The 23516-nt window shown below is 63.5% G+C and carries 19 protein-coding genes; 9 read left to right on the top strand and 10 right to left on the bottom strand.

The window, feature by feature from the left end:
• Positions 1–101 precede the first annotated feature (101 nt).
• Entirely contained in the window at positions 102–257 is a 156-nt protein-coding gene (locus AC1ECK_RS33300; RefSeq protein WP_480326980.1) for a hypothetical protein, read from the bottom strand.
• A 252-nt stretch (positions 258–509) separates the two neighbouring features.
• On the opposite strand from AC1ECK_RS33300, the gene AC1ECK_RS33295 reads away from it, so the two are divergent.
• The 6 genes from AC1ECK_RS33295 (at position 510) to AC1ECK_RS33270 (ending at position 4541) form a co-directional block, all read left to right on the top strand.
• Positions 510–1742 (top strand): acyltransferase family protein, encoded by a 1233-nt coding sequence (locus tag AC1ECK_RS33295; RefSeq protein WP_480326978.1) that lies wholly within the window; start codon positions 510–512, stop codon positions 1740–1742.
• A 343-nt stretch (positions 1743–2085) separates the two neighbouring features.
• Complete coding sequence (locus tag AC1ECK_RS33290; protein WP_480326976.1) at positions 2086–2274, top strand: hypothetical protein; 189 nt, start codon at positions 2086–2088, stop codon at positions 2272–2274.
• A gap of 63 nt (positions 2275–2337) precedes the next feature.
• Positions 2338–2844 carry a hypothetical protein gene (locus AC1ECK_RS33285; RefSeq protein ID WP_480326974.1) on the top strand — a complete coding sequence of 169 codons (507 nt, stop codon included), beginning with the start codon at positions 2338–2340 and terminating at the stop codon, positions 2842–2844.
• Between the two features lie 17 nt (positions 2845–2861).
• On the top strand, positions 2862–3293 hold the full coding sequence (locus AC1ECK_RS33280; RefSeq protein WP_480326972.1) for a hypothetical protein: 432 nt from the start codon (positions 2862–2864) through the stop codon (positions 3291–3293).
• 312 nt (positions 3294–3605) lie between these two features.
• Positions 3606–4022 carry a DUF4279 domain-containing protein gene (locus AC1ECK_RS33275; protein ID WP_480326970.1) on the top strand — a complete coding sequence of 139 codons (417 nt, stop codon included), beginning with the start codon at positions 3606–3608 and terminating at the stop codon, positions 4020–4022.
• 84 nt (positions 4023–4106) lie between these two features.
• Positions 4107–4541, top strand: a complete 435-nt coding sequence (locus AC1ECK_RS33270) for a DUF4279 domain-containing protein (RefSeq protein WP_480326968.1) — start codon at positions 4107–4109, stop codon at positions 4539–4541.
• A 38-nt stretch (positions 4542–4579) separates the two neighbouring features.
• Here AC1ECK_RS33270 and AC1ECK_RS33265 read toward each other — a convergent pair whose 3' ends face one another.
• The 3 genes from AC1ECK_RS33265 to AC1ECK_RS33255 form a co-directional block, all read right to left on the bottom strand.
• Positions 4580–7048, bottom strand: a complete 2469-nt coding sequence (locus AC1ECK_RS33265) for a glycosyltransferase family 4 protein (RefSeq protein ID WP_480326966.1) — start codon at positions 7046–7048, stop codon at positions 4580–4582.
• On the bottom strand, positions 7045–8511 hold the full coding sequence (locus AC1ECK_RS33260; RefSeq protein WP_480326964.1) for an oligosaccharide flippase family protein: 1467 nt from the start codon (positions 8509–8511) through the stop codon (positions 7045–7047). Before AC1ECK_RS33260 ends, AC1ECK_RS33265 begins: the two co-directional genes overlap by 4 nt.
• A gap of 167 nt (positions 8512–8678) precedes the next feature.
• On the bottom strand, positions 8679–10901 hold the full coding sequence (locus AC1ECK_RS33255; protein WP_480326962.1) for an NHL repeat-containing protein: 2223 nt from the start codon (positions 10899–10901) through the stop codon (positions 8679–8681).
• Positions 10902–11441: 540 nt separating this feature from the next.
• On the opposite strand from AC1ECK_RS33255, the gene AC1ECK_RS33250 reads away from it, so the two are divergent.
• The 3 genes from AC1ECK_RS33250 to gmd all read left to right on the top strand — a co-directional run bounded on the left by AC1ECK_RS33250 (position 11442) and on the right by gmd (position 14425).
• Positions 11442–12575, top strand: a complete 1134-nt coding sequence (locus AC1ECK_RS33250) for an acyltransferase family protein (RefSeq protein WP_480326960.1) — start codon at positions 11442–11444, stop codon at positions 12573–12575.
• Positions 12572–13318, top strand: coding sequence for an SGNH/GDSL hydrolase family protein (locus AC1ECK_RS33245; protein ID WP_480326958.1), 747 nt, complete (start codon positions 12572–12574; stop codon positions 13316–13318). The genes AC1ECK_RS33250 and AC1ECK_RS33245 overlap by 4 nt, the downstream gene beginning before the upstream one ends.
• A gap of 63 nt (positions 13319–13381) precedes the next feature.
• Positions 13382–14425, top strand: a complete 1044-nt coding sequence (gene gmd / locus AC1ECK_RS33240) for a GDP-mannose 4,6-dehydratase (protein ID WP_480326956.1) — start codon at positions 13382–13384, stop codon at positions 14423–14425.
• 504 nt (positions 14426–14929) lie between these two features.
• Here gmd and AC1ECK_RS33235 read toward each other — a convergent pair.
• The 6 genes from AC1ECK_RS33235 to AC1ECK_RS33210 all read right to left on the bottom strand — a co-directional run bounded on the left by AC1ECK_RS33235 (position 14930) and on the right by AC1ECK_RS33210 (position 23368).
• Positions 14930–16096 (bottom strand): glycosyltransferase family 4 protein, encoded by a 1167-nt coding sequence (locus AC1ECK_RS33235; RefSeq protein ID WP_480327097.1) that lies wholly within the window; start codon positions 16094–16096, stop codon positions 14930–14932.
• A gap of 50 nt (positions 16097–16146) precedes the next feature.
• Positions 16147–17400 carry a glycosyltransferase family 4 protein gene (locus AC1ECK_RS33230; protein WP_480326954.1) on the bottom strand — a complete coding sequence of 418 codons (1254 nt, stop codon included), beginning with the start codon at positions 17398–17400 and terminating at the stop codon, positions 16147–16149.
• Positions 17401–18861, bottom strand: a complete 1461-nt coding sequence (locus AC1ECK_RS33225; RefSeq protein WP_480326952.1) for a glucose-6-phosphate isomerase — start codon at positions 18859–18861, stop codon at positions 17401–17403.
• A gap of 3 nt (positions 18862–18864) precedes the next feature.
• Positions 18865–20055: a glycosyltransferase family 4 protein gene (locus AC1ECK_RS33220; protein ID WP_480326950.1), complete on the bottom strand. Its 1191-nt coding sequence runs from the start codon at positions 20053–20055 to the stop codon at positions 18865–18867.
• Positions 20056–20159: 104 nt separating this feature from the next.
• Positions 20160–21086 (bottom strand): glycosyltransferase family 2 protein, encoded by a 927-nt coding sequence (locus AC1ECK_RS33215; RefSeq protein WP_480326948.1) that lies wholly within the window; start codon positions 21084–21086, stop codon positions 20160–20162.
• A 56-nt stretch (positions 21087–21142) separates the two neighbouring features.
• Positions 21143–23368, bottom strand: a complete 2226-nt coding sequence (locus AC1ECK_RS33210) for a polysaccharide biosynthesis tyrosine autokinase (protein ID WP_480327095.1) — start codon at positions 23366–23368, stop codon at positions 21143–21145.
• Positions 23369–23516: the final 148 nt, after the last annotated feature.

The following is a 23516-nucleotide window of genomic DNA, read 5'->3' as shown; positions in this document are numbered from 1 at the left end:
CGGCGCGTGGCGACACAGGAAACAATTACGTCAAAAAATGAGCCGGTTGCCGTAATTTTTACAGATTGGTCGCCGCTTGGCGTGCTATTCAGGATGCCGCATTACACGGCTCCTTCCTCGTTTTCGTCGGTCGGCGGCAACTTGCCTGGATTCATCCGGAAGCGGCCGATCGGTTCATTGCGGAGCGCCTCGCGGTATGCCGATGCGGCGACAAGGATCAGGAGCACGGCGATGCCGGCGAGCAGATGAAGGTTCATGACGCTACCTCTGGTCAGAAGAATCAGAGCTTCAAATTATCACGAAAAAATCGACAAATAATTCGTTCATAAAATCGCTCCGGCGCGAATTACAACTCGAAACATATTTAATTTGTTCATGACTTGAGCGGTGATTTTTTTATGCATTTTTTGCGCCTGCGCTGCTCTACGATGTGCATGCGGCGGCAGGCGCGCATGACCCTCATGGCGCGCTTGCAGCGGCACACCGACCCGTAAGGAAAAGGACCGCGCATGAGCGATTCAACATTCGATGCCACCGGCGCATCCCTGCCGTCTTCCCGGTCCGCTCAGGCCCGCCCCGAGCGCGAGGCGCGCGTGGACAGCGCCGGCAAGGAGCACGTGATCGATGCGATGCGCGGTTTCGCGGCCCTGCTGGTCGCCTATTTCCATTGCCGCCAGGTCGCCTGGGTCGGCATGCAGAGCTTTCACGAGAGCGTCGGCCATGCATTGAGCCTGAACGCGATCGCGGCTTACCTGACGTTTCCGATTGCCTGGGGCTCGGCTGGCGTGCCGATTTTCTTCGTCATCAGCGGCTATTGCATTCATCGTGGCGGCGCCCTGCGGCTCGCGCAAAATCCGCACTATCAGCTCGATACGCTCAATTTCTGGGCGCGCCGCTTCGCGCGCATCTATCCGGTGCTGCTGGCCGCCCTGCTGCTGACCTTCGCGCTCGACTGGCTCAGCTTCCAGTTGCCGCCGGTCAATCACAAGCTGCGTGAGATCGGCCTGCATGCGTTCCTCGTCAACCTGTTCTCGCTGCAAGGGGTGGCAGGCAAGACATATGGGTCGAACGGCGCGCTGTGGACCTTGTCGCTCGAAGTGCAGTTCTACGCGATCTATCCACTGCTGTTCGCACTGCGTCGCCGGCTCGGCATGACGCCGGTGCTGGCGCTGGTGGCGCTCGTCAATATCGTATCGGCGTATGTGCTGGAGCGGCACGATATCCAGTTCTTCACGTCGTACTGGCTCTCGTGGACGCTCGGCGCGTGGATCGCGGATGCACGGGCTCAGGCGGGCGCTGCCGGCCGCGCGCGGCCGGCCTCCGCCTCCAACTGGCTTTATCTCGCAGCGGCGGCTCTGATCGCGCTGGGCTGCGTGGCGTTTCATTTCGGCCAGTACGGCGCTTTCCAGTTCTGGGCGCTGGGTTTTGCTTGCTATCTCTATCGGGCGCTTGGAGGGCCGCGTTCAGTTCAGTCGTCCATTTCACCGGTCTCGCGCGTGTTGTCGCGGTTCGGCGATTTCAGCTTTTCGCTTTACCTGATCCATCTGCCGATTTTCGTGCTGCTGTCGTCGTTGCTGTATCGCTCGGCACTGCAGTTGTCGATCTGGCCGTCGTTTGGCTTCATGCTGGTGGCCGTGCCGATTGCCTACGTGTTCTACCGGCTGGTCGAGTTGCCGGCGATGAAGTGGTCCGCGAGCCTCAAGCCCAGGAGTCGCGCTGCGGCTCGTGCGGTGCCGGTGTAAGAGCGGCCGCGGCTTCACGCGCAAAAAGTAGCAACACGCCAGGACATCATCTTCTGCAAACGTCGGCTCCTGGCTCAAATCCCGGGCAGCCTGCCGATAAAAAAGCGCAAGGGTCGCAGTTGTTCGGACTGCAACCCTTTCGCTTATCACCCCTCCACGCAAAATCCTGCCATCTTCCAGACCCGATACAACCGCAGGGCATTCGGTGAAAACCCCGGTGTCAAAATTTGTCATGCCTGTGCCGGGTGTGTCTTTCGGGCGATAGGATTGAGCCTTTAACGCATCGGTTATCAAGACAGCCGGGGGCAACTGGCTGCCCGGAACCACTGCGGAAGGCTCATGCATGGCGACAGAACTCAAGACAGATTCGTGGCACCGGTACGTGCTGTACACCAGGGATGACTACATGTGGCGCGGCTTCACTTCGCGCGACGAAAAACAGCAGGCCGTCGAAGCAGGCAAGAAATTCACGCTGGCGGCCTATCCGGACATGTGGGCGAAGGATGCCGGGCTGGTTCAGCGTGTGCGCTAGTTCCTCGGGGAATACTTCCATTGGCACGACCGGCTGGCGAAATCCGGCGCGGACCTCGAAGTCGTGGAGACGCTGTTCGAGATGGTGCGCGGCGGCAGTATCGTGGTGATTCCCGAAGACCCGCCGCGCGGAGGATCGGTAGGCAGGGACACTCCCGGGGCCACTGCGACCGCGTCGCTCAGCTTCGTGGACCTGGCAATGGACCGCATGGGCCTGTCGCGCGAAGCGGCATTGCAGTACGCCGATGACTATAACGACCTCGTGGATCGTTATTACGCAACCATGGAACAGAGCGCGACGTCCCTTGGCGATGCGCAACCGTTCGATTACGGGTCGGGTTTGCCGGACAACGAGGGAGATGCGTTCGATCTCGCAAAAACCCCAAACACAGGCGAACCGGGCACTTGGTACACCAATCCAGGCAGCGGGCAGATGCGGCTATATGGGGGTAACGGCAATCCAGTTGTTGACTTCGACTTCGATCACGACCACGGTCAAGGAATCCCGCACGCGCATAATTGGAGCAATGGAGTGCGCGGCCCCGGTCTACCAATGTCTGTCTGGCCGTAATTTTTAAAGGAACTTGAGTGGATAACGGCAATTACATGGACATTCAGAACATCGAGAACCTTCCTAGTTTCCACGATGCTGAACTTGTTCGCGTCGAACATCGCCCTGAAGAGCAAACTCTTGAGCTTTGCTTCCGCCGCGTTGCTGGAAAAGTTGAGGCATTCCGCTTCTCCGGCGTCGTCGCGCAACGGATGATCGATTTTGCGGCTCAAAATGTGGCGTCAAGACTTCTGATTTCGCCGCGCTATTCCTTCTCATCCTCGGAGATCCAGACATGGATGCAGTGGATCAACAGCCGTGACGATTCAAAGGCGGCTGCCATCAGCACGGAAAAGGTTGAAGAATACGCCAACGATTTTGCAGCGAGGAGACGCGTACTTTTCGTTCTTGAGCCTTCGTGCGGAGCCGAACTGGCAGTGCTGTGCAGTTCTGTATCGCTCAAAACCTGAAAAGCCCTCGATACCAAGGATTTGGTTTATGAACGAACGCCCGCCCCGGTGCGTAGTCATCGCATATGACGAGCACGAACAATCGCTGAACGTCTGCACCATCAATCGGGCAGCGCTCGCCAAACAGATGGAGGCAGCGCTCGTTATCCCGTGGCCGTTACAGGACGAAAATTTCAAGCTGGATGATGAGTTTCCAAGGAAGGTAGGCGGGTCTGGTCTTCGGCTTGCTGGCAGATCACCAGCCTGAATTGAAGGCGTATATCAGCGTCACCCCTCATCCTGACGCGATTGGGCCAACTAACAGGACCACCAATGAGTGAGCATCAACTTGCACACGCAACGTTTCATGTGATGGGTGACTCAGTAACGCCTGCGTTCTGGACTGACTACTTTGGCGTTGAACCAGACACTGCGATTACCAAGGGCGAGAACTTCACTACGCCCTCCGGTCGGCCGAGCCGCACACCGGGTCGAGTCGGATTGTGGGGCGTTGAGAGCAAATCCTTTGTTCGGAGCGATCAACTCGAACCACATTTGCGTTATCTCGTAGAACGCCTGAATCTGACGCGCCCGGGCCTTCGTGAACTGCTGGCGCGCGAAGGCGTGAAAGTACGGTTTTTCTGTTACTGGGACAACGAGTTTGGCGACCGCGTACCTAGTGTGCCTGACGATATCCGGACGATGATGGAATCCCTAGGTGGCGTAATCGAAATTGACGAATACCGGTAGCCGCCTTCAGGATCTCGCTTCGAGACGAACTGAAGCCTCCCATGAAGCGGCTTTCTGATGGAGAAATCATCGGCAACATGCACGATGACTAACAAGGTCGATATGGACTCACATCAACTTGCACATGCGTCGTTCTCAATTGCAGGGGACCAGGTAGTACCTGAATTCTGGACTAGCTATTTCAGCGTTGAACCTGATACGGCGATTATCAAGGGCGAACCATTCATGACGCCATCAGGCCGAACCAGTAGCATGCCTGGACGGACCAGCGTATGGGGTGTGCACAGCAAATCCGCTGTGCAGAGCGATCGCCTGGAGCCCCATTTGCGGTATCTCGTCGAGTATCTTGGTCTGCCTCGCGCCGACCTTCGCGATCTACTCAATAAACAGGCCGCGCGAATGCGCTTCTTTTGCTACTGGGCCAATTACACGGGCGACCGTGTGCCCGATGTGCCTGACGACATACGGGCGATGATGGAGTCCATGGGCGGCATCATCGAGATTGACGAATACCGGTAATTGCTGAACGTCTGCACCATCAATCGCGCCGCACTTCACTAACGCCCCACGCTCCCACCCGCCACATCCTTCAGAATACGCTCCACACCTTCGACATACGCCTTCGTACCAAACCGGCCCAGCGCGTCCTGATAACCGTTCCTGACCAGCCGCTCACGCAGCGCGGAATTACTGCGCAGCTCCGCCAGCACGTCAGCAAGCGCATGCGCATCACCCGGCGTGCACAGCACACCGTTCACGCCATCCTCGACGATTTCCAGCACGCCGCCGGCCCGCGCCGCCACCACCGGACGCTGCGCCAGCATCCCTTCGACGATCACGCGGCCAAACGGCTCCGGCGTAATCGAGGTATGCGCGATGGCGTCGACCGCACACATGCAGGCGGCGATATCGTGCTGAAAACCCAGAAAATGCACCCGCCCGGCAAGGTCGTGGCTCGCGACGAACGCGCGCAATTCCGCTTCGTACGGCTCTTCGCCGAACAGCGGCGCGCCGACCAGCACCGCGTGCATATGCGGATTGAGGACCATCGCCTCGAGCAGCACATGCTGGCCTTTCCAGCGCGCAAGGCGACTGAACGAGCCGACGAGGAAAGCGTCCTGCGGCAGCCGCAGGCGGGCGCGCAGCGTCGCTGCCGGCGTCTCGCGCAGCGCATCGAACGGAGCCGCCGAAATACCGTTGAAGACCACATCGATGCGCTTCTCGTCGAAGCGGGTCAGTTCGGCAAAGGCACGCGCCGAGGCGGCCGAATTGGCGATCACATGAGCGAGGCCGAACTTCGCGCACCATTTGATGATCTTCAGTTGCTTGCCGCCGAAATGCTCAGGACTCACGATATCGCGCAGGTGCCACACCACCGGACGCCGCGCGAGACGCCCGGCGAGCGCGCCAATCACCATCGCGCGCTGGGTGTTGGCGTAGATCACATCGGCGTGCCGGGCACGCGCGACGGTAGCCCGCACGAGCGCGCTCACGCCCTTGAGCGCCCGGCCGAGCGGCGGCGTGCCGCCCTGCTTGCGTACCTCGCGCAGCGCGCCGGAGTCGAGCACGCGCACGTTCACGCCGGCCGTATCGAGCGCGGTGCGGAACGGACCGTCGTCGAACAGCACGACTTCGATACGTGAGCGCAGCGCCTTGACGATTTCAAGCAGCGACAGCTCCGCGCCGCCGAGCACGCCGCTCTGGTCGAGCGCCAGCACGCGCGGCGCCTGGGCACCTGGTTTGGCCGCGGCGGGCGGCGCCACATACGGTTCGTAGGCCGGCAGCGATGCTCCCTGCAAGGCCGGCACGGCGGCCCGCACATGCGCAAAGAAGCGCTCGCGGAAATGCGCGGCCGAGAAGCGCTCCGCGTTGGCGCGGCAATCGGCGGCGCGAAAGCGGCTCGCCTGGGCGTCGAAATCCTCGACCGCGGCGATGATCGACTCGGCGCGCTGTTCCTCGAAGAACATGCCGGTGGGACGCGGGCCCGACAGATCGCGTACCGTCTCGAGCGCCCCGCCCTTGCCGTAAGCGATCACGGGCGTACCGCAGGCCTGCGCCTCGACCACCGAGATACCGAAATCCTCTTCGGCCGCGAACACGAACGCCTTGGCCCGCTGCATCTTGTCCTGCAGCACCTTGAACGGCTGGTATCCCATGATCTCGACATTGGTCGCCGCCTTGGCGCGAATCTTCTGCATGTCGGGACCGTCGCCGATCACCACCAGGCGCCGCTCGGGCATGAGCGCAAACGCCTCGACGATCAGGTCGATTTTCTTGTACGGCACCATCCGCGACGCGGTCAGATAGAAATCTTCCTTCTGCTCGTGCAGCACGAAAGCCTCGACGTCCACCGGCGGGAAGATCACCTGCGCCTCGCGCTGATAAACCTTCCTGATGCGCCGGGCGATGAATTGCGAGTTGGCGACGAACGAGTCGACCGAGTTGGAGGTGCGGATATCCCAGTTGCGGATGTAGTGGAGGATCAGCCGCGCCAGCGCGGACTTCGGCCCGTTGGTCAGCTTCGACTGCTGCAGGTATTGATGCTGGAGATCCCATGCATAGCGGATCGGCGAATGCACATAGCTGATGTGCACCTGGTCGGGCCCGGTGAGTACACCCTTGGCGACCGCGTGACTGCTCGAAATCACCACGTCGTAAGCCGACACGTCGAGCTGTTCGATCGCAATCGGCATCAAGGGCAGATACGAGCGGTATTTGGTCTTGGCCTTGGGCAGCTTCTGGATGAACGAAGTCGTCACCGTCTTGCCGCGCAAGAAGCTGCGGTCGTCGAGAAAATCGACCACGCTGAACAGGTCCGCATCCGGAAAGCACGCGACGATCTGCTCGAGCACCTTCTCGGCGCCCGCATAGGTGACCAGCCAATCGTGCACGATCGCCACCCGCACGTTCCTGTCCACCCGCGGCGCACGCTTTGACGGCGCCTGGGGTGCGGGCGTAGTGAGTTCGGCCAGCGCGCTGCGCTGGCTCGGCCGCAAGACGGCTTCATCAAGGACATCCTGGTTCATGCGCTTTTCCTCTGATTCAGTCGCAACAGCAGCGAACGCGCAAGATCGCGCAAAGCGGGCGTCATCGTGATCGACCACGCCACATTGGCGGCCACCACCACCGCGCCGGCGGCGATCGCCAGCGAAAGACTGGGCAGGAAACCGGCGAGCCACAGGCTCGCCAGCAAAAACGCGAGATGCGCGAGCATGTCGAGCGCAATCGGCCGGGCGCGAATCGACGACAGCCACAGCAGCACGCCGTAGTCGAACAGCGCGCGGCCCGCGACGGCCACGGCTGCGCCGGTCAACCCGAAGTACTTGATGCCGAACCACAGCGCGACGGCAAACAGCGGCAGTTCGAACAGGCCGACGCGCGCGGCGACCGCCGGATTGACCTGCGACTGGATCATGATGCGGGTCACGTTGGCCTGCCCGACGAGCCACACGGAGACGATCAGGATGCGGCCCACGGGCGCGGCGACGGTGGCGATCTCATGGCCGACCCACAGGTGCAGGAACGGTCCGAGCACGAACATCGCCACCAGGGCGACCGGCGTGAAAGCGCCATTGAGAAATTCGAGCGACTGCTGCGTGATCAGGTCCGCATGATCGCGGCCGACCGCGGACAGACGCGGAAACAGCGTGCGCACGAGCGCGGTGGGCACGATATTCAGGCGCGTGACGAGGTTCTGCGGCACCGTGTAGAACGTCACGAAGCGTGCGCCGAGACCGGTGCCGAGAAACACCTTGTCGAGCGAATCGGCCACCATCGTCGTGATGCTGGCAATCAGCATCCAGCCGCCGAAGTTGAAGAGCCCCTTGGCGACGCCGAGCTGCGGCGGCAGGATGCGCCGCAGATTGAGCACCTTGAGCGCCGAGCGTCCCAGCAGCCCCGCTGCAATCAGTCGTGCGACCACCGCCGCGGCCAGCACATTCTGCAGGCTCGGTCCCATCAACCATGCCGCACCTAGCGGCAGCAACTGAAAGATGAAGGTGCCGATCGTCTGATTGGTGTTGTAGACGCCGAAGCGCTCGGCCCCGTTGATCGCCCCGGCGAACACCCACGACACGTTGGCGATCGGAATGGCGATCGCCAGCCACGGCAGCGCCATGTACACCTCGTGCTGCAGTTCAGGTGACACTTTGGTGAAATACGCGGTGTAAAGAAAAGCGCCAAAATAAATAATCAGGCCGCCGATCACGCCCGTCACCAGATTCAACCATGTCGCACTCCAGAACACGCGCGCGCTTTCGTCGGCATCGTTCGAGGCGAGCGCCTTCGAGATATGGTTCTGCGCGGCCATGCTCATGCCGAGATCGAGAATCGAGAAATAGCCGATCAGGGTCCAGACGAGGGCAATCACGCCATAGCGTTCGACGCCCAGCAGCCGGATATAGGATGGCACCGTGACGAGCGAAACGAAGGTCGGCAGCACCAATCCGAAGAAATTGATGGCTACGTTCTTGAGAATGCCTTTGTCCATCGGATGCCTTTTTGATTCAGAAGTGCGGGCTGCCGCGCCTGGCAGCGCACGGACAATCGATCACGCCGTACGCGGCGCCGTCGAGTCTGCTTCGAGTAAAGCACGTAAAAAATGCGCAGCGTCCGCCATAAATCGACAGAAAAATAATTCGTATGACGATGCATGCCTCAAGCGGGTTTCCAGCGGTACATCATCACCTTGCCGCGCGCATCCTCTTCCACGAACACGAGGTATTCGCCGTTGCTGCGGCGGTATGCGCTCACGCCGTTCGGCACGTCCACCCAGCCCGACGTCTTGCCGACTTCCGGCCCCGGCCGGATTACGCCGACTTCCTTGCCGCTGTCCTTGTCGAGCACATGCACGGCCCCAACCGGTTCGACCGCAAACACGTATTGACCTTCCACCGTGAGGCCGATGATGGTTTCGACCGGCTTGGCCTGGGGCTGCCACGGCAGCGTGATCGCATAGCGCTGCACCGGCTTGCCGCTCGACCAGTTGTCGTAGCGCACCAGCACCCGGCCCACCTCTTTCCAGAAGCCCCGGTCGACCGGCGCGTCAGCCGTATAACCGCTCACATAGAGCGAGTCGGTCTGCGGCACATAGATGGCGCGGCGCAGTTCCGTAAACGGCTGCGGCATCGGGTAGCTGGTCATGTCCTCGTACGAGTAGAGCGGATTGCCCTTCGCGTCGAGGCCGCCGAAATGCAGGCGGTGGATGCCCTTGGTGTCGCTCGTGCGCCAGATGTCGCCGGCGCTGTCGACCCACCAGCCCCAGCCGCCCGCGAGCCTGGTGCCGCTCGTGTTGGGCGTGAATTCGTCGCTCGTGAATTTGCCGTCGCCGCGCGTGTCGCGCCAGATCCAGTCGCCGCCCGGCGGTGCGTTGGGCACACCGGCGACCGGCCGCTCGCGGCCCGCAATGAGGCTCGAGGGGATCGCCGTTTCGCCGTCGTGAGCGGGATCGAAGCGATAGATCTTCAGATGGTCCGCGTACATGTCGGTCAGATAGAGAAACGTGTGCCCCTCCAGTTGGCGTGCAATCGGCAAGCCCGGCCATTGATCGGTGTGAAACACCGGGTCGTCGGGGTACTTGAAACGGTTCGACAGGAACCCTACGTATTTCCATTCTTGTCCGGGCGGTTTCGTCAGGTCCAGTTCGAAGCGCTTGTTACCGGTGTAGACGCTATCGGGACGCGCCGGGTCCACCCAGGCGCCGTCGACGAACAACAGCCCTTGCGCCTGCCATAGTTGCCGGCCGTCGGGCGCATAGCTTTCCAGCGTGGCCCCGAGTCCCGCGCCAAGCGGCGCATAACGCGGACCGATGCCGTTGGTGGAGACGTAGACGTTGCCGCGCGCATCGACGCCGACGCCGGTCAGTCCGTTAAAGCGCTGTGGCCCCGGCCGTCCCACCACGCCGGAGAAAATGCCGCCACGCTCGCCGAGCGTGCCCGTTTCGGTATAGCGCCCATCGTTCTTGCTGAAGAACAGCACCTGTTGACGCGGGCCGTTGTCGGCGACCAGCACGCGGCCGTGAGTGTCGACGGCGACATCGACCGGCACCGAATCTGCCGCCAGCGGCAGCGTGTCGGTTAGCAACTGGCCGCTCGCCGAGTAGTGCGCGACGCGCGGCGCCGGGTCCGTCAACGAGCCCGTGATCACCCACAGCGTGCCGTCGCCCGCGAGAGCGATGTGCCCCGGTTCATGTACGGTCCACGTAGCCTTTTTTTGCATCGATTCGGCGTCGTAGACCTCGATGCGGTTCTGCGTGCTGTTCGAGGCGTACAGCGTCGTATCGCTGGCGGCGAGACCGTCGATGTCGGCACGGGTGCCGGTGGCCACCTCGTTCACCATCAGAAAGCCGGCGGCAAGCTGCGCATGCGGATCGACCGCCGTATTTGCTGCGCCGCCGGCATTCGTCATACCGGCTGGATTGGCCGGCGGCTGGAACAGCGCACTGAGTTTCGGGTCCTCGATCTTGCGGCGCGAAACGCCGAACCACTGCTTGCCCTTTTGCGGCCAGATGCCCTGACCGACCAGATGGCCCTTCTCGTTGCCCACTGAAACGGCCATGTACACGTAGCGGTGGTTCAGCGCGATCGCGTTACCGCCGCCGGTACCCCAGCCGTGCGTGCCGCCGGCGAAGCCGAGCATCTTGCCGTTCTGCCAGGTGCTGGCTTCGGCGCCGCTCTCATCCCACGGCGCGTTGGTGTAGACCTTGCCATCCGGAGCCACCGCGATTGCGGTGATGTTGATCTGGGTCCACGTCCCGTCGCCGAAGCCGAAGGTGTTGCCGATCCATGAGGACTTCGCGTTCAGCACGGTTTCGGCCGACGCAGCGCAAGCTACGAGACAAAGTAGTGCGGCGAGCGGTTTCGCGAATCCAGAACGGACCAAGGTGTTCCTCCAGTCAAGGCCGTGCGGCGGCGCAAGCGCTGCGCACGAGCGGGCAAGGTTCAATGAAACAGGATGGCCGGAGCGGCACGGGCAATGCAAAGCGACGGCTCGCAGCGGGCGGCCACCGGGTGACATTAAGCGGGAAAACCGCCGTAACGAAAATCGAAAATAATTCAAAAATATTCATCGATAAAAGTGCTTGCTAATATTTAATTTAAAAATATCCAGAGCTGACCAACCGCCCTGTTGCGGTTCGCCCACACCTTGCCGCAATCCGTGCGCAGGGCTTTCTGCCGCGTCTGTGCTGGCCTGCAATATGTCGACAGCGTGACTTCCGGAATTAATTTTCCGGGGTTACCGGCGGGCTGTTCTATTTGTTCATTTCATTCGCGTTTTTTCATTAATTTATTTTCCCTAGAATGGATTCCACTGCCGTTGCGGCCATCACGCGAAACGGGCGTGGTCCGGCAACGCGCACCACGCCCGCGCCGCAAACGAGTTCCACTTGACGGCCCACCCGATGCTCACCATGGACGGTTCATGACAGCTAGTGCCTTGCCTGCCTCGCCTTCCCCTTCGCGCCGCATCGTGCAGCTCGACGGCCTGCGCGCGATCGCCGTGCTGGCGGTCTTCGCGCAACATGCGTTGAAGGCGCCGCTGTGGATGGGCGTCGATCTGTTCTTCGTGCTGAGCGGCTTTCTGATTACCGGCATCCTGCTGGAGCGCAAGGCGCGGCAGCAGTCGTACTTCGGCTACTTCTATGCGCGCCGGGCGCGCCGCATCCTGCCGCCGTATCTCCTGCTGATGGCGGTTTCCTCGCTGCTGTTCGGCTTCGGCTGGGCGAAGCACTGGGAGTGGTATGCGTTCTTCGCCACCAATATCGGCGACGCGCTCGGCCAGAGCGGCCACGACAGCCTGAACGTGCTGTGGTCGCTGGCCGTCGAGGAGCAGTTCTATATCGTCTGGCCGTTCGTGATCCTGCTGCTCCCTGAACGCGCACTGGCGTGGGCCGCCGCCGCGCTGATCGTCGCCGTGCCCGTGCTGCGCGCCGTGGCGACGCCGTGGTTCGATACGTATTGGCCGATCTATTACCTCACCCCGTTCCGCATGGATCTGCTGGCGGCAGGCGCACTGCTCGCCGTTGCCGTGCGGCGCAATCCGCAGGCGCTGCAACCGTTCAAGCCGCTCGCCGTGCTCGGTTTCTTTGCGGCGCTGGTTGCGCTGGCGTGGCTGCATCTTCACTATCCGCGCTTTCGGGCCGAGAACACGCCGCTCTCCAACGGCGGCCTGTACAGCATTTCGCTGGTGCTGTGCACCTCGATCGTGGTGATCGCCCTGCAAAGCAAGGGCATCGTCAAGCGGCTGCTCAGCAATCCGGTGCTGGTCTACATCGGCACCATCAGCTACACGATCTATCTGGTTCACCTTAGCGTGCTGTACACGCTGTGGCCGCTGCACATGAATCGCCTTGTGACCGCTGCGCTCGCGCTCGCGATCACGCTTGCCTATGCGAGCCTCACATGGTTCGCCTTCGAGCGGCGCCTGATTCACGGACCGACCACCACGCACGCAGGTCGCACGGGGGTGTCCGGTTCTGCCTCCGCTGGTGCCTCCGCCGCCTCCGCTGGTGCCCGGATCGGCGCCGCGTCGCGTGCACCGCAGTCTCGCGCATGAAGATCGGCCACGGACTTCGCGGCACCGCCGGTGCCCTCTTGCTGATGGCAGCGTGCGTGCCGGCCGGCGCCGATACGCCGCCCGCGCAAGCACTGCATGCGTTGCAAGCGAGGCCGGACACGCAGGTCGTCGTCGAAGCCTATGGCGATTCGACCACGCTCGGCATTTCCTGCAGCGACGGCCACTGCAGCCCGCGCCAGCAGAACGCGGTGGTCTATCTGCAGGACGCCCTGCATGGCGTCTTCGGCGAGCGCGTCAGCGTGGTCAATTTCGGCGTGGGCGGCACGATGGCCAGCCAGTTGCGCGACGGCACCGACCGCAGCCACGGCGTCCCGTGGGCACAGCGGCTTGCCGCATCGGACGCGCGGATCGTGACGATCAACTACGGCATCAACGAAGTGATGCACAACCAGACGCCGGAGCAGTTTTACGAAGCCGAAACAGCGCTGGTCAAAACCGCGCTCGCGCTAGGCAAGCAACCGGTGCTGCAGACCTCGAACCCGATGCCCGATGGCCGGCTCAACGCGCGCCTTGCCGCGATGGTGGCGATGACGCGCCGGGTCGCCGCCGAACAGCATGTGCCGCTCGTCGACCAGTACGCCTACATCGGCGCCCTGCCCGACTGGCAAGCCATGATGTCCGACGGCGCCCATCCGAAGCCTGAGCTGTATCGCCTGAAGGCGGCGCAGGACTTCCGGGTGGTCGACCCGCTGGTGCGGCGGCTGCTGGCGGGTTCGTCGTAGGCACAGCACGCTTTCCCTTTATTTCCTGAACGTCTTTCTTCTTACCGTTACCCAAGGCAACCTATGAGCAACTCACGCAAAGCGATCATCACCGGCGTATCGGGCCAGGACGGCGCGTATCTGGCGAAACTGCTGCTCGATAAGGGCTACCAGGTGACCGGCACGTATCGGCGCACCAGTTCCGTCAATTTCTGGCGCATGAACGAGCTCGGTATTGCCGGGCATCCGAGCCTGCGGCTTGTCGAGCATGATCTGACCGACTTTGGTTCTACCTTGCGATTGCTGGACGGGGCGCAGGCTGATGAGCTTTACAACCTTGCTGCGCAGAGCTTTGTGGGGGTGTCGTTCGATCAGCCTGTTACTACGGCTGAAGTGACCGGGATCGGGGCGTTGAATCTGCTCGAAGGGATTCGGATTCTGAGTCCCAAGACGCGGTATTACCAGGCTTCTACATCCGAGATGTTCGGGAAGGTGCAGGCTGTGCCGCAGCGTGAGGATACGGCGTTTTATCCGCGTAGTCCTTATGGCGTGGCCAAGCTGTTTGCTCACTGGACTACGATCAATTATCGCGAGTCGTATGGGATTTTTGCTAGCAGTGGGATTCTGTTCAATCATGAGTCGCCGTTGCGGGGGCGGGAGTTTGTTACGCGCAAGATTACTGACACCGTTGCCAAGATCAAGCTTGGGAAGCAGGATGCGCTCGAGCTTGGGAATCTGGATGCCAAGCGGGATTGGGGTTTTGCTCTCGAGTATGTGGAGGGCATGTGGCGGATGTTGCAGGTTGATGAGCCTGATACTTTCGTGCTCGCTACCAATCGTACTGAGACGGTTCGTGATTTTGTGAGGATGGCGTTTGCTGCTGCTGGGTATCAGCTTGAGTTCTCCGGGAAAGAGCAGCGGGAGATTGGGATCGATGTTGCTACTGGTAAAACCCTTGTGCGGGTTAATCCCAAGTTTTATCGGCCTGCTGAGGTGGATCTTTTGATTGGGTGTGCTGATAAGGCTAAAGCCAAGCTTGGGTGGGAGCCTTTGACTCGCCTGGAGCAGCTCTGCAAGATGATGGTGGCGGCGGATATTGCTCGGAATTCGGAGCATGAGACGTTTTGATTTGCCTGGTTGCCTGCGGCGCTTGGGGGTTTTTCTGGCGTCGCAGGAGTTTGTGTTTTGGCCTTTCCTTGCTGTCTTATCGGTCTATTAGTGTTGCCCCTGTGCGGGGCGGCACTTACTTTCTTTGCCGCCGCAAAGAAAGTAAGCAAAGAAAGCGGGCTGACAACCGCTAGCTTGTAGGTGTCCACCACTCAGACCACCTCGAAGTGGTCCGCACGAAGACCGGCCCTCGCACAATCCACGCTAGTGACACAGCGCTCATCCACCCCACTCCGCACTGCGTGCGTCGCGGATGGGTCTGCCAGGGAAAACCGGTGAGGCGCGCCGCACCTCTCGCCAGTTCCCCTCTTTGATAATTCGTCGAGGCTTTGACACTGCGTCGTGTATTTGCGTATCGCTTTGTCTGGCCGCCTCCGTCTGCACCGCCTCGTCGTGCTGCTTCGAAACTCCCTTCCTCTCAAGGCTGCTGGGCACCCTCTCGAGTGGCCAGCAGCCTCGCTTTCCTCAATGCATCTCGCCCGCCGCAATCGCTTCGCTGTAGACGGCCGCTACTCGCTTTGCGATCACCGAGTTGTCGAAGTTCTCCCGTGCATAGGCGCGACATGCGTCGGCGTCCGGGAGTTTAAGCGAGCCGTCTAGGGCCGCGCCAAGTCCCTCCGCTATCGCTGCCGCGCCCGTGGCCGGTAACACCAGGTCGGGCGAAAGTCCCGCCACTGCCTCCGGTAAGCCGCCCACCGGCGTCACCAGGACCGGTGTGCCCGAGGCCAGGGATTCCACCGTGATCAGGCCGAAGCCTTCCAGGGCTACCGTCGGCACCACGCTGATTGTCGCTGCGCGGTATAGCGCCGCCAAGTGGTTGTCGGGTACGAAGCCCAGCAGCTTGACGTTGTCGTCCAGTCCGGCTTCGTTGATGCGGGTCTGCAACTCTTCCTGCAAGCGGCCCTTGCCCGCGATCAGCAGCAATACGTCCGGTACGCGCTTCTTCAGCAGCTTCACCGCGTCGATCAGGTCCTCCAGACCCATGCGGCGCACCAGGCGCCGTACCGCCAGCACGATCGGGCGACCTTGCGGCAATTGCAGCTTCAGGCGCGCTTCCGCTACCGTGATCGGCAAGTTGAACTGGTCCACGTTCACACACCCGGGGACCACGCGCACCCGCTCCGGTGAAATGCCGTAGCGCGTCGTGAGGATCTTGCCGAATGCGTCCGATAGCACGATCAGGCGCGACGAGCGCGCGTAGACCGATTGTTCCAGATAACGCTTGGCGCGCTGGCCGAACGAATCGGCTCCCTCGACGTGGCTTTCGTCCGCCCACGGGCCCTGGAAGTGCGAGACCTGTGGAATGCCGCGTGTGACGTCCAGGCCCGGAAAAGTGTAGAGCGCGAAGTGCGAGGAAATTACGTCCGGCCGCTGCCGCGTAATTTCGCGGCGCAGCGCCCGGCGCGCCGCCATCAGGCGCAGCGGCAACGATTGCGCCGCCGGGCCGAAGCCCTGGATCGCGCCGCCCGTATCCTCCGCCACGCGCGGCGAACCGGCGACGACGCCGCGCACCGCGACCCCCGCCCCCGGCAACGCGCCCACCAGCGAGTAGTACATGCGGTCGAGGCCGCCCGCGCGCTCCGGGAACCAGTGCATGCCGATTTGCAGCGATTTGATCGAGCCGGTGTTCATGTCGGTACCCCTTGTGTGGCGTGTCAGTTCGTTTTCTGTGGCGAGTGCGTTCATTCAGTTCCCCTGAATTCGGTTGTGCTGTATTCGATTCCCTTATGGCCTGCCAGCACCTTTGCGCCGAGAGGTTCCGGGTCGGCCGAGGCCGCTGCGCCGGCGCGCCGGCGGTCTTCCTGCTGTCCCGCCAGTTGCCGGTACAGCGCAATGTATTGCGCCGCCATGCGCGCCCAGCCGAAGCCGGTCGCCAGTTCGTTGGCCGCCACGCCCATGGCGCGGCGCGTCTCGCCGGAGGACGCGAGCCGGTCTATCGCGCCGGCAAGCGCCTGCGGATCGTCCGGGTCGTCGAGGACGATGCCGCATTCCGGCGTAATGATCTCCGCGCCGCCGGCCGTGCGCGCGGTGACGACCGGCAAGCCCGCGGCCATCGCTTCGAGCAGCGACAGGCTCATCGCCTCGTAGCGCGACGGAAACACAAAGGCGTCGACCGAATGCATCAGCACCGGCATCTCTTTCACGAGGCCGAGGAAATGCACGCGATGGGCAATGCCGAGCGTGCGCGCCTGCTCCGGATAGGGGCTGCCCGGCAAGTAGCCCGCCACCGCGATGTGCACGTTCTCAGGCAAATGGCGCAACGCTTCGAGCACCGTGCCGAGATTCTTGCGCGGCGTGCGCAGGTCGCCCACGAACAGCAGCAGGAACGCGTCCTCGGGCAGCTTGAACTTCGCGCGGTCGCCCTGGGCCGCGGCGAAGCCCTGGGTATCCACGCCGTTATAGATCACGTCGACGCGGTTGCCGGGCGTGAGGCCGATCGCGCGGATCTCGTCGGCCACCTTCTGCGAGACCGCTGTAATCACGCGCGAGCGGCGGTAGGCCCAGCGCTCGAGCGAGGCGTTGGCCCGCGTGTAGACGAACTGATAGGCGGACCACAGGCCCTTGGTCAGCCCGAACGGGTAGTACTTGCTGCCGAACCAGCCGCTATGGACGAAGTGCGCGGTGTTGACGTCGGCGGGCACCCAGGTGATGAAGCCGTTCACATGCAGCACATCGTAGTCGCTCCGGTGCGCGCGCAGCCACAACGCGCTCTTGAGCGCGAAGACCTGCTGGCGCAGCAGGTTGGTCGGCCACCAGCGGCCGATTTTCATGGGCACCCAGCGCACGTTCGGATGCGCGAGGAGTTCGGGCGCGACGTGCGAGGCGACGAGCGTCACCGCAATATTCTCGTCGAGGGCCGCGCGCGCGATCTCGTGGTTGACGCGCCCCTGGCCGTCGTTATGGCGCACCACATGCGTGACAATGGCGACTCTCAATCAGGTGCCTCCGTGCAGAAAAAGCTCCCGGCGGCGCTGCTGCTTTTGCCAGTGCACCGCGGAGAGGATCGAAAAAAGACTCATGAAAAGCAGCAGCCCGCCCGTGCCCACCAGCGAATTGGTGAACACCAGCATCGTGAAGATCGCCAGTCCCAGGCTGATCGAGGCGGAGACGAATTTGTCGTCGCGCATCTTGAACGAGGCCAGCACCGCCCGCACCAGCAGCCACACGATGCCGGACAGATACAGCAGCGTGCCCGGCCAGCCGAGCACGAACGGAATGTTCATCACGCCGCTATCGAAGTTGCCGTACTGGCCGAGCTGGCCACCGTCGTTCGAGAGCTTGGTCGAGGTGCCGGTCGCGCCCATGCCTTCGCCGGAAACGTCGGTAAACGCGGTCTTCGCGAAGGTCGCGTAGAACTGGTTGCGCGCGGCGTAGCTCTGATCGTCCTTGAGGTTGACGATACTGTTCAGGCGCGTCTGCATCCGCTCGGCCACCGGCCCCACCGCCAGCAACGGCACGCACAGGCCCGCCAGCAGGATGGCGCTGGCGACGATGCGCAGCCGCACGCGATTGTTCGATTTGACGAGCTGGATCAGCAATGCGACGACCCAGCCGCCCCACGTCGAGCGCACCAGACTCAGACCGAATGAGAAGAAGCCCAGCACGGCGGCGATCCAGCGCACGCGGTGATTCGCCGCCATCACGTAGACCATCGCGCCCATCATCGCGAACGCAAACGGGCCCGACGAGTTCATCGTGCTGAAGACGCGCACGCCCATCGGCACCGGGTCGCCCTGCGAGTTCATCTGCGAGCCGAGCATCCACAGCGCGTCCCACGGCGGCATGATGGCGAACTGCACGAGACCGTAGGCGCCCATCACCAGCATGCCCCAGATAAAGGTGTTGACGATGGTGTCGCGATACGCCGGATAGTCGCGCGTATTCGCCATGATGTGAAAGCCGATCAGGATCGGGTAGAGCCAGTTGGCAAGGTCGTAGATGGCCGCGAGCGGCCCGCTCGACGCCACGCCGACCATGAACGCGTACCCCAGCCCCGCGAGGATCAGCAGCACCGGCAGGCCGCGCCGTTGTGCGAGCACCGGGTAATAACGAATCAGCGACAGGCCGCTGATCATCGTCACGGCGAGCGGTGCGATCTGGATCAGGCTGGTGGGCGTGAAGGCGCCCTTCGACCAGTCGGCAAGACGCCGCACTTCGGGACTCAGGAACCATAGCCACCACATGAAACCCACATAGCGCGCCGGGCTCTTGAAATACAGCCACAGGCCCGTCAGCGTAGCGAGCACCGGAAAGGCGAGCGTCAGCACCGAGCCCTGATGCGCCGCCACCAGCAAGGCGGTGACGAACCACAGGAACGCGGGCGGCCCCCACTCCTTCGGGTCGCTCTTGAGGCGGCGGACGGCGCCGCTCGCGGCGGCTTGCGCGATTGTCGACATCGTTCAGAGGCCTCCGCGGGTCTGGCTGTGACGGCTGACCTCGGCACGCACCTCCTTGCGCAACTCGGGGCGCACCTCAGCACGCGCTTCGGCCGGCGTCGCCGTGCGTCCTTGCGGCGCGCCGCGCCGGCGCAGCAGTTCCTCGGTGATCCGGACGTGCTGCAAGGCGAAGTGACGCGTCGTCAGGTCGCGCGACAGCAGTTGTTCGGCGGCCGCCTGGGCCTGGCGCAAAGCTTCGTCGGGCGCGGCGACCAGCCGGTCGACCGCCGCGCGCAAGGTTGGCGCATCGAACGGCGGCACATACGAGGCCGCCCGGTAAGAAAAATAGTCGGTGAGCGTGCCGACATCCGTCACGACCATCGGCTTGCCGAGCGCCGCCGCTTCGAGCATCACCGTGATGCCGGAAGCGTGCGAGTTCGGCCGCAGCGGCACCAGCACGAGGTCGGCCCAGTCGTATAGCTCACGCGCCTTCTTCAGTCCCGCTGCCGGCGCAATCTCGACATTCGGGGCGCGCAGCCTGGCCGGAATCCGCCGGCGCGTCGCGAGCCTGACCGTATAGCGCGGGTCGTTGCCGAACGCCTCGATGAGCGTCTCCCAGTCGCGATCGCGGTCGTTGCCGATGGCGGCGATCCGCACCGGCGTGTGCGGCTGCCACTCGTGCGGCGCCTGCACCGGGAAGTCGCCGGTGTTCAGCCCGTAGTAGACATGGGTCGCCTTGCGGCCCAGGTAGTGCTGGCACAGTTCGGCGTTTTCGCTCGCCAGCGTGGTCAGCACGTCGGCCCGCGCAATCAGCTTGCGATACAGCCAGCGCCGCAGCATTCCGTAGCCGGGCCACTTGTCGAGCAGCCACACGCTCTGCGCGAGCAACAGCGGCGGCGCCGTGCGCCGGCCGCTCAGCAACAGCACCAGCGCCACCGACAGATACTCGTGTTCGGTATGCGTCCAGATCACGTCCGAGCGCAAGATCTCGTCGCGGTTGCGCAGCGTATGGATCAGGTCGAAGCCGAGCAGCGCCTTCAGGCCGCGCCGCAGCAGGCGCACCGGGGCGCTTTCGCGGGCGTCCTGCGAATAGGTCAGCGCGAACTCGGCGGATTCCGCGTGGTGATAGCCGTACAGGCAGCCGATGTTCTCGCCTTGGCGGTAGAAGCGCGGATCAGCGCCGTAAAACAGGTGCACGTGGACTTTCGTACTCATTCAGGCGCTCCGGTCTGCGGGGTGACGCGGTTTATAAGGAGTGTTAAGGCTGCTGCGGCGCGGCCGGGTTACGCAGGCACGCGCGAGCGGCACGCCGTCATACCTCAAGAGGCCGCCGCGCGGCGCGCTTCGTGAGCGCCGGTACGCACCGCGCGCCAGCGCGAGAGCCGCACGCGGCCCTGCTTCGACAGCAGCGCGAGCAGCGCATGCGCGAAGCCGGGATAGGCGCGCGTGCCGACCAGCGTGTACCACCACCAGGCCGCTTCGCGCCGCAGCGGCGGCAGATGGTCGCGCAGGATCAGGTGCAGGTTGTAGGCGGCGTTGCGCACCGCCAGCATGGTTTGCGCGTCGCGCCGGTCCTCGTCGAAGCGCTCGGCCGGGTAATGATCGACGGCCACGCGCGGGTCGTAGACGAGCTTCCAGCCCGCGTTCTTCACGCTCATGCTGAACGCCATGTCGTTGTGAACCTGTGCACCGGCGCCGCGCAAGCGCGCATCGAAGCGAATCCTGCGGATCGCCTCGCGCCGGTAGCTCATGTTGGCGCCTTTGAGCAGATCGACCTCGCGGGCGCCGCCCACGCCGAGGTGGTGATTGCCGATGATCTTGCCCGACGGCCTCACCTTGCCGACCAGCGGCCGTTCGCCGTCGAGCACGCGGCCCTTCTCGTGCACCCAGTCACGGCCGCCGAGCGCGCCCAGACGCGGGTCGCTGCCGAACGCGGCGGCAATCCGTTCGACCCAGTCGGGCCGTGGTGCGGCATCGTCGTCGGTGATGGCGATCACGTCGCCGCTGGCGGCGTCGAGGCCGCGGTTGAGCGCGGCCACCTGCCCCGGCGTCTCGACCAGCGCCACGGTCAGCGGCAACGCGCCTTTCACCGCCGGATCGAACAGGCAGACGTGCGTCGCGGAGTCGTCCGGGCGGGCCACGACGACTACTTCATCGGGGGCGCGCGACTGCCCTTGCAAGGCGGCGAGGCAGCGCGCCAGATCGGCCGGGCGGCGAAAGGTGGGAACCAGTACCGTTACTTTCATCGCGTCATGCTCCTTGTCGGGTCGTCACTGCTTGCATCAGCACAGCAGGCTCGGGGTTAGGCACTCAGGTATTCCTGCACGGCGGCGTAGCCGTGGTTGTAGCCACCGCGCGCACGTTGCGGCATCGCATTGAAGATGCCGCCCTGCACGTGGACGCCGGCCGCCTTCAGGCGCTTCAGCGAGTCGGCGATTTCCGCTTCGCTATGCACACCTGAACGGATCACGAAGAAGGTCGAGCCGGCGTAGCCGCCGATAATCGACGCATCGGTCACGGCCAGCACCGGCGGCGTATCGATCAGGATCACGTCATAGCGCTTGGCGAGACCTTCGAGGTACTGCGGCAGGCGCGGCGACATCAGCAGTTCCGACGGATTCGGCGGGCGCTGGCCGCAGGAGATGAAGCTCAGGCCTTCGATGTCGGTGGCGCGGATCGCCTCTTCGAGCGAGATCTGTCCGCTCAGCAGTTCGGACAGGCCGTTGTCCTGGGCGCCGCCCACGTAGCGCTCGAGTGCGCCGCGCCGCATGTCGCCGTCGATCATCAGCACGCGCTTGCCCGAATGCGCGAGCAGGACCGCCAGATTGACCGTGAGGAAACTCTTGCCGATCCCGGGCATCGGCCCGGTCAGCATGACGATGCGGTTGCGCGCGTCCATCATCGTGAACTGCATCGAGGTGCGCAGACTGCGCAGGCTTTCGATGCAGACGTCCTTCGGCCGCGCATCGGCCAGCACCGAGCTCAGACGGTTGCCGCCGCGCTCGAAGGCGTTTTCGAGCAGCGCCTGTTCGGCCGAAAGCGGCACCAGTCCGTAGATCGGCAGATGGAACATGCGCTCGACGCGTTCCGGATCGTCGATGCCCTTGAACATATTGCGGCGCAGGAACACAAAGCCGGTGCCGGCGATCAGCCCGAGAATCACCGCCGCCGACAGGATCAGCACCTTCTTCGGCTTGACCGGCGTACCCGGGCGCAGCGCGTGGTCGACGATATGCACGTTGCCGCCCGTGCCGATCCGCTGCACCGACAGCTCCTGAATCCGGTTGAGCAGCAGCACGTAGATGTCTTCAGCCACCTTGGCGTCGCGCTGCAACTGCACGGCCTTCACTTCGGTCGCCGGCAGATCGCGGAAGCGGTCGCTGTACTTGTCGCGCTGCGCTTCGAGTTCGCCCATCTGCTCGCGAGCCGCCTTGATGAGCGGATGCTGGTCGCCGTAGCGCTCTTCGAGCGAGGCGATCTGCAGGCGCTGCGCCGAGATCTGCTGTTCGTACTGGACGCTGCCCTCCAGATAGACCTTCGCTTCGTCGCTCGCGTTGATCGAGCCGGACTGGCGCTGGTAGGCGGTCAGCGCGGCTTCCGCCCGTTCGAGGTCGCTCTTCAGGCGCGGCTCCTCGGTCTTGAGGAATTCGAGCATCTTGGTCGCGTCGGTCTGCTTGGCGGCCACATGCTGTTGCAGATACGACTCGGCCAGCGCGTTGGCGACCAGCGCCGCGTGCGCCGGGTCCTTGTCTTCCAGCGAGATTTCGATCACGCCGGTCTGCTTGCCCTGCTCCTCGACCTTGATGGCCGACTGGAATGCGGTGATGGCGTCGAGCTCGTTGGCGCGCATGACCGTGAATTGCGTGCCCGGCCGCGCCACCAGCTTGTTGACCAGAATCGTCACGCCGCCGCCCTGCTCGGTCTGGCCCGTCTCGCCGCGCAACAGCAGCGTGCCGTCCGGCGCGTGCAGCTCATAAGTCGTATCGGAGAGCGCGGTCAGCACCATCTTCTTGCCTTCGAGCGCCGGGCTCACCTCGACGGAATCGACGTCGGCTTCTTCGCCGCCCCATGCGTAGCTCTTGAGACCCAGCCACGGCCGCGCCGGCACGCCGGGCGTGGCGAGGCGCGCCGCGAGGCTGCCGAGCAGCGGGATGGTCTTCGGCTCGACGCTGAAGTCCAGCTTGCACTGCTTGATCACCGGCCCCACCACCCCGCGGCTCTTGATCATCTCGATCTCGGCGTCGGTCGGCAGCGAAGTCTGGCCGCTGGAAATCATCGCACCCGTCTGCGTCTGCGTGAGCGCCTGCGAGTTGTTGTCGGACTGCTCCACGCGCACGTACGCGTCGGCCGAATAGATCGGCTTGGCGATAAAGCAGTAGAGCCCGGCAATCGCGACGATCGTCACCGCGATGGCGATCAGCCACCAGATGTCGTCGAGAATGACCTGCAGCAGTTGACCGAGGACGACGTCCTCTTCTTCGGTCCTGGCCGTCATGGCCAGATGCGGATTCAGTTGAGTGCTCACAATTCGATCCCGGTTGGGTCGCCTCGGGCCCGGGGGGGGGGGGGGGGGGGGGGGGGGGGGGGGGGGGGGGGGGGGGGGGGGGGGGGGGGGGGGGGGGGGGGGGGGGGGGGAAGGGGGGGGGGGGGGGGGGGGGGGGGGGGGGGGGGGGGGG

The sequence above is a fragment of the Paraburkholderia sp. SSBN10T genome (assembly GCF_056619545.1).
Note: the sequence above shows the minus strand (reverse complement) of the source record. Positions and strands in the feature narration are given on the sequence as shown.

Excerpts from the sequence above, each read along its gene's own strand:
- AC1ECK_RS33260 (WP_480326964.1), bottom strand. The coding sequence starts at position 8,511 with ATGGACAAAGGCATTCTCAAGAACGTAGCCATCAATTTCTTCGGATTG.
- gmd (WP_480326956.1), top strand. The coding sequence starts at position 13,382 with ATGAGCAACTCACGCAAAGCGATCATCACCGGCGTATCGGGCCAGGAC.
- AC1ECK_RS33215 (WP_480326948.1), bottom strand. The coding sequence starts at position 21,086 with ATGAAAGTAACGGTACTGGTTCCCACCTTTCGCCGCCCGGCCGATCTG.
- AC1ECK_RS33245 (WP_480326958.1), top strand. The coding sequence starts at position 12,572 with ATGAAGATCGGCCACGGACTTCGCGGCACCGCCGGTGCCCTCTTGCTG.
- AC1ECK_RS33295 (WP_480326978.1), top strand. The coding sequence starts at position 510 with ATGAGCGATTCAACATTCGATGCCACCGGCGCATCCCTGCCGTCTTCC.
- AC1ECK_RS33270 (WP_480326968.1), top strand. The coding sequence starts at position 4,107 with ATGACTAACAAGGTCGATATGGACTCACATCAACTTGCACATGCGTCG.
- AC1ECK_RS33275 (WP_480326970.1), top strand. The coding sequence starts at position 3,606 with ATGAGTGAGCATCAACTTGCACACGCAACGTTTCATGTGATGGGTGAC.
- AC1ECK_RS33290 (WP_480326976.1), top strand. The coding sequence starts at position 2,086 with ATGGCGACAGAACTCAAGACAGATTCGTGGCACCGGTACGTGCTGTAC.
- AC1ECK_RS33265 (WP_480326966.1), bottom strand. The coding sequence starts at position 7,048 with ATGAACCAGGATGTCCTTGATGAAGCCGTCTTGCGGCCGAGCCAGCGC.
- AC1ECK_RS33235 (WP_480327097.1), bottom strand. The coding sequence starts at position 16,096 with ATGAACACCGGCTCGATCAAATCGCTGCAAATCGGCATGCACTGGTTC.
- AC1ECK_RS33225 (WP_480326952.1), bottom strand. The coding sequence starts at position 18,861 with ATGTCGACAATCGCGCAAGCCGCCGCGAGCGGCGCCGTCCGCCGCCTC.
- AC1ECK_RS33300 (WP_480326980.1), bottom strand. The coding sequence starts at position 257 with ATGAACCTTCATCTGCTCGCCGGCATCGCCGTGCTCCTGATCCTTGTC.
- AC1ECK_RS33220 (WP_480326950.1), bottom strand. The coding sequence starts at position 20,055 with ATGAGTACGAAAGTCCACGTGCACCTGTTTTACGGCGCTGATCCGCGC.
- AC1ECK_RS33250 (WP_480326960.1), top strand. The coding sequence starts at position 11,442 with ATGACAGCTAGTGCCTTGCCTGCCTCGCCTTCCCCTTCGCGCCGCATC.